The sequence below is a fragment of the Kitasatospora sp. NPDC057542 genome (genome assembly GCF_042801945.1).
Lineage (GTDB): Bacteria > Actinomycetota > Actinomycetes > Streptomycetales > Streptomycetaceae > Kitasatospora.
Window position 1 is genome coordinate 1 of sequence record NZ_JBHVFE010000621.1, and the last position, 4,309, is coordinate 4,309.

The following is a 4,309-nucleotide window of genomic DNA, read 5'->3' on the forward strand; positions in this document are numbered from 1 at the left end:
GGATACGGGCTCTTCCGCGTGCTCAGGCCCGGACAGCGGGTGTTGAGCGCCGGGCGGCGTGGGCCCGGCGGGTGGCGTAGAGGGTGACGGCGGCGGCGAGGGCCATGGCGGTGAGGCCGACGGTGGCGGCGCCGGGCCAGCCGGTGGCGTGGTAGGCGTCGGCGCCGAGGGTGCCGCCGAGGCTGTTGCCGAGGTAGTAGGCGATCAGGTAGAGGGCGGAGGCCTGGGCGCGGCCCTCGGTGGCGGTGCGGCCGACCGAGGAGGAGGCGGTGGCGTGGCCGGCGAAGAAGCCGGCGGTGATCAGGACCAGGCCGAGCAGGGCGCAGACCAGGGACTCGGCGAGGGAGAGCAGCAGGCCGGCCGCGGTCACGCCGATGGAGACGTAGAGGGCGCCGCGCCGGCCGAGGTGGCCGGAGAGCCGGCCGGCCGCGGCGGAGGTGCCGGTGCCGACCAGGTAGACCACGAAGATCGAGGCGGCGATTGACTCCGGCAGGTGGAACGGCGCGGCGATCAGCCGGTAGCCGACGGTGTTGTAGACCGCGCCGAACACCGCCATGAACAGCATCCCGAGCGCGTACAGCCGCACCAGCAGCGGGTTGCGCAGGTGCCGTCCGACGGTCCGGGCGAGTGCGCGGGCGTCGACCGGGGCCGGCGTGAAGTGCCGGGCGGCGGGGATCAGCAGCCGGAAGGCGAGCGTGGCGAGCAGGGCGAGGACGGCGGAGGCGGCGAGCCCCCAGCGCCAGCCGAGCCCGGCGGCGGTCCAGCCGGAGAGCAGCCGCCCGCCCATTCCGCCGATGCTGTTGCCGGCCACGTACAGGCCCATCGCGGAGGGCAGCGCGCTGGGGTGGACCTCCTCGGCGAGGTAGGCCATGGCGGTGGCCGGGAGTCCGGCGAGGGCGACGCCCTGGAGGACCCGCAGGGCGACGAGGGCGGTGAGGTCCGGCGCGAAGGGCAGTGCGAGGGCGAGTGCGGAGGCGGCGAGGGTGGAGGCCGTCATCACCGCGGTGCGGCCGTACCTGTCGGAGAGCGCGCTGGCCGGGAGCAGCCCGAGGGCGAGGCCGAGGGTGGCGGCGGAGGCCGTCCAGCTGGCCTGGCCGGGGGTGAGGTCGAGGTCGGCCGAGAGGATCGGCAGCAGGCCCTGGGTGGAGTAGAGCAGGACGAAGGTCGCTACCCCGGCGGCGAACAGGGCGAGGTTGGCGCGGCGGAAGGCGCGCTGGCCGGGGCGGTGGCGGTCGTCCGCGGTGGCGGCGCAGGAGGGGGCGGTGGCGGGGGCATCCGGGGAGGTCACGGATGCCCTGGTATCGGCGGGCTGCATGACGTCGACCGTAGGCCCGACGCCGTTGATGCGTCCAATGCATGAAGCGTGGATGATCGATGCACTGGCGTATGAGTCGAGGTGGTGGCGCTATGTCGGGTCCGGAGCAGGCGGACGGTGGCGAGCAGCGGTACCGGGCGGCCGAGTTGGGGCCGGAGGAGCCGGCCGTGCTGCTGGCGCCCCGGCTGGCCCAGTTCGCGGCGGTGGCCCGGCTGGAGCACGTGACCCAGGCGGCCGCGCTGCTCGGGGTGCCGCAGCCGACGCTGTCGCGCGCGGTGGCCCGGCTGGAGGAGGAACTGGGGGTGGGCCTGCTGGCCCGTCAGGGCCGGACCGTCCGGCTGACCAGGGCGGGCCGGCTGCTGCTGGCCTCGGTGGAGCGGGCGCTGGCCGAGGTCGAGCGCGGCGCGGCGGCGGCCCGGGCGGAGGCGGACCCGGCGGTGGGACTGGTGGCCTTCGGCTTCCTGCACACGATGGGGCCGGACGCGGTGCCGGCGCTGCTGCGCGGCTTCCGCGCGGCGCACCCGCGGGTGCGGTTCCAGCTGGTGCAGGACTACGGTGCGGCGATGCTGGAGCGGCTGCGGGCCGGGGAGCTGGACCTCTGCCTGGTCGCGCCGCTGCCGGACGACCCGGCCTTCGCCGCCCGCCCGCTGGAGGAGCAGCGGCTGCACCTGGTCGTCCCGGCGGACCACCGGCTGGCCGGGCGGCGGCGGATCCGGTTGGCCGAGGTGGCGGAGGAACCGTTCGTCGGGCTGGAGCGGGGGTACGGGCTGCGCGTGATCACGGACGGCTTCTGCGCGCAGGCCGGGTTCGTCCCCCGGCTGGCGTTCGAGGGGGAGGAGGCGGAGACGCTGCGCGGGCTGGTGGCGGCCGGGCTCGGGGTGGCGCTGCTGCCGCCGGCGCTGGTGCCGCGGCCGGGGGTGGTGGAGCTGGAGGTGACGTCGCCGCGCACCCGGCGGGCGATCGGGCTGGCGTGGGCGGCCGGGCGGCCGCTGACCCCGCCGGCGGAGGCGTTCCGGGACTTCGTGCTCTCCCGGCGCGGGCGGTTGTTGCAGCACGACTGACGGCGCCGCTCCGGCCGACTGACGCTTTGGTGGATCGTATGGACCGGGCGGTGGAATTCCGGGTGGAGTTTGGACCATCCGGCGGTGTTCGCGGTGGTCGGTCTACGCGCGTAGGGGCTATATTTCCGCAATGGAACAGCAGATCCCCGTCACCACCGCGGGCACCGGCCCGCGCATCCCCACCTCCGACCAGATCCGCCGCGCGCCGAAGGTCCTCCTGCACGACCACCTGGACGGCGGGCTGCGCCCGGAGACCGTGGTCGAACTGGCCGCCGCCTGCGGCTACCAGGGCCTGCCCACCACCGACCCCAAGGAACTCGGCGAGTGGTTCCGCGAGGCCGCCGACTCCGGCTCGCTGGTCCGCTACCTGGAGACCTTCGCGCACACCTGCGCCGTGATGCAGACCCGTGAGGCGCTGATCAAGGTCGCCGCGGACTGCGCCGAGGACCTGGCCGCCGACGGCGTCGTGTACGCCGAGGTCCGCTACGCCCCCGAGCAGCACCTGGAGGCCGGGCTGAGCCTGGACGAGGTCGTCGAAGCCGTCCAGGAGGGCTTCCGCCTCGGCGAGGCCAACGCCCGCAAGGCCGGCCACCGGATCCGCGTCGGCACCCTGCTGACCGCGATGCGGCACGCCGCCCGCTCCACCGAGATCGCCGAACTGGCCAACCGCTACCGGGACCGGGGCGTGGTCGGCTTCGACATCGCCGGTGCCGAGGCCGGCTACCCGCCCACCCGCCACCAGGCCGCCTTCGACTACCTCAAGGGCGAGAACAACCACTTCACCATCCACGCGGGCGAGGCCTTCGGCCTGCCGTCGATCTGGGAGGCCCTGCAGTGCTGCGGCGCCGACCGGCTCGGCCACGGCGTGCGGATCGTCGACGACATCACGGTGGGCGAGGACGGCGCGGTCGAGCTCGGCCGGCTGGCCGCGTACGTGCGCGACAAGCGCATCCCGCTGGAGATGTGCCCGACCTCCAACATCCAGACCGGCGCCGCCTCCTCGTACGCCGAGCACCCGATCGGGCTGCTCAGCCGGCTGAAGTTCCGGGTCACCGTGAACACCGACAACCGGCTGATGAGCGGCACCAGCATGAGCCGGGAGTTCGGCCACGTGGTGGAGGCCTTCGGCTACACCCTGGGCGACCTGGAGTGGTTCACGGTGAACGCGATGAAGTCCGCGTTCCTGCCCTTCGACGAGCGGCTGGCGATGATCAACGACGTGATCAAGCCGGGCTACGCCGAGCTGAAGGCGGAGTGGCTGTTCAGCGTGGGCGCCGGCTCCAACTGAGCCGCCGGGGGCGCGACCGGGCCTCGCGGTCGGATGAACGCCACGTTCCTGCAATGGAGTTGTCGTTCATCCGACTACTCACTCGGGTGAGTGAACGCTCTTTGGCTCCCGCGTGGTCGGCTCACTACGGTGTGCCCGTCATTGCCGACAGGTCGCGGCGGCGGTCGCCCGTCCGCCGCTCCCGTGCGTGAAGTCGGCCACCGACGAGGACCCGAAGAGGACCAACCATGAAGCAGGCTCTCAAGGCCGCCGGCACCGCGGCGCTCGGCATCGCCATCGCGGCGGTCGGCGCCGGTACCGCCTCCGCGGCCGACGGCCAGGCGGCCGGCGGCCTCGGGCTGCCCACCGGCGCGTTGACGAACCCCGCGGTGACCGGCGCGGTCACCGACACCGCCGCCAAGCTGCCCGCCGCCGACAAGGTCACCAGCACGCTGGGCACCCTCGCCCCGACCATCGGCAAGGCCGTCCCCACCGGCGACACCCCGCTGGCCGGCGTCACCCGGCAGCGCGCCGCCGTCCCGACCATCCCGGGCCTGGACAAGACCCCGATCGGCGGGCTGACCGGCATCCTTCCGGGCCTCCCCGGCCTGACCGGCTGAGCCGGAACCGACGGCACGGCGACGGGCCGCCCGCCCCGGGATCTCC

General features: G+C 74.5%; 4 protein-coding genes. 3 read left to right on the top strand and 1 reads right to left on the bottom strand.

Translation table 11 applies throughout. The annotated features are described in order from the left end of the window. Nucleotides 1–22: 22 nt before the first annotated feature. A complete protein-coding gene (locus ACFU7Y_RS40955; RefSeq protein WP_380771482.1) occupies nt 23–1,315 on the bottom strand; it encodes an MFS transporter in 1,293 nt (430 codons plus the stop codon). A 92-nt stretch (nt 1,316–1,407) separates the two neighbouring features. On the opposite strand from ACFU7Y_RS40955, the gene ACFU7Y_RS40960 reads away from it, so the two are divergent. From ACFU7Y_RS40960 to ACFU7Y_RS40970, 3 genes are all read left to right on the top strand, one after another. Continuing rightward, entirely contained in the window at nt 1,408–2,376 is a 969-nt protein-coding gene (locus ACFU7Y_RS40960) for a LysR family transcriptional regulator (protein ID WP_224277901.1), read from the top strand. 130 nt (nt 2,377–2,506) lie between these two features. Continuing rightward, the gene (locus ACFU7Y_RS40965) at nt 2,507–3,664 is read left to right on the top strand and encodes an adenosine deaminase (RefSeq protein ID WP_224277899.1); all 1,158 of its coding nucleotides are present in this window, start codon (nt 2,507–2,509) and stop codon (nt 3,662–3,664) included. A 227-nt stretch (nt 3,665–3,891) separates the two neighbouring features. After that, nucleotides 3,892–4,263, top strand: a complete 372-nt coding sequence (locus ACFU7Y_RS40970) for an ATP-binding protein (RefSeq protein WP_380771485.1) — start codon at nt 3,892–3,894, stop codon at nt 4,261–4,263. The last annotated feature ends 46 nt before the right edge of the window (nt 4,264–4,309 follow it).

Excerpts from the sequence above, each read along its gene's own strand:
- ACFU7Y_RS40960 (WP_224277901.1), top strand. The coding sequence starts at position 1,408 with ATGTCGGGTCCGGAGCAGGCGGACGGTGGCGAGCAGCGGTACCGGGCG.
- ACFU7Y_RS40965 (WP_224277899.1), top strand. The coding sequence starts at position 2,507 with ATGGAACAGCAGATCCCCGTCACCACCGCGGGCACCGGCCCGCGCATC.
- ACFU7Y_RS40955 (WP_380771482.1), bottom strand. The coding sequence starts at position 1,315 with ATGCAGCCCGCCGATACCAGGGCATCCGTGACCTCCCCGGATGCCCCC.
- ACFU7Y_RS40970 (WP_380771485.1), top strand. The coding sequence starts at position 3,892 with ATGAAGCAGGCTCTCAAGGCCGCCGGCACCGCGGCGCTCGGCATCGCC.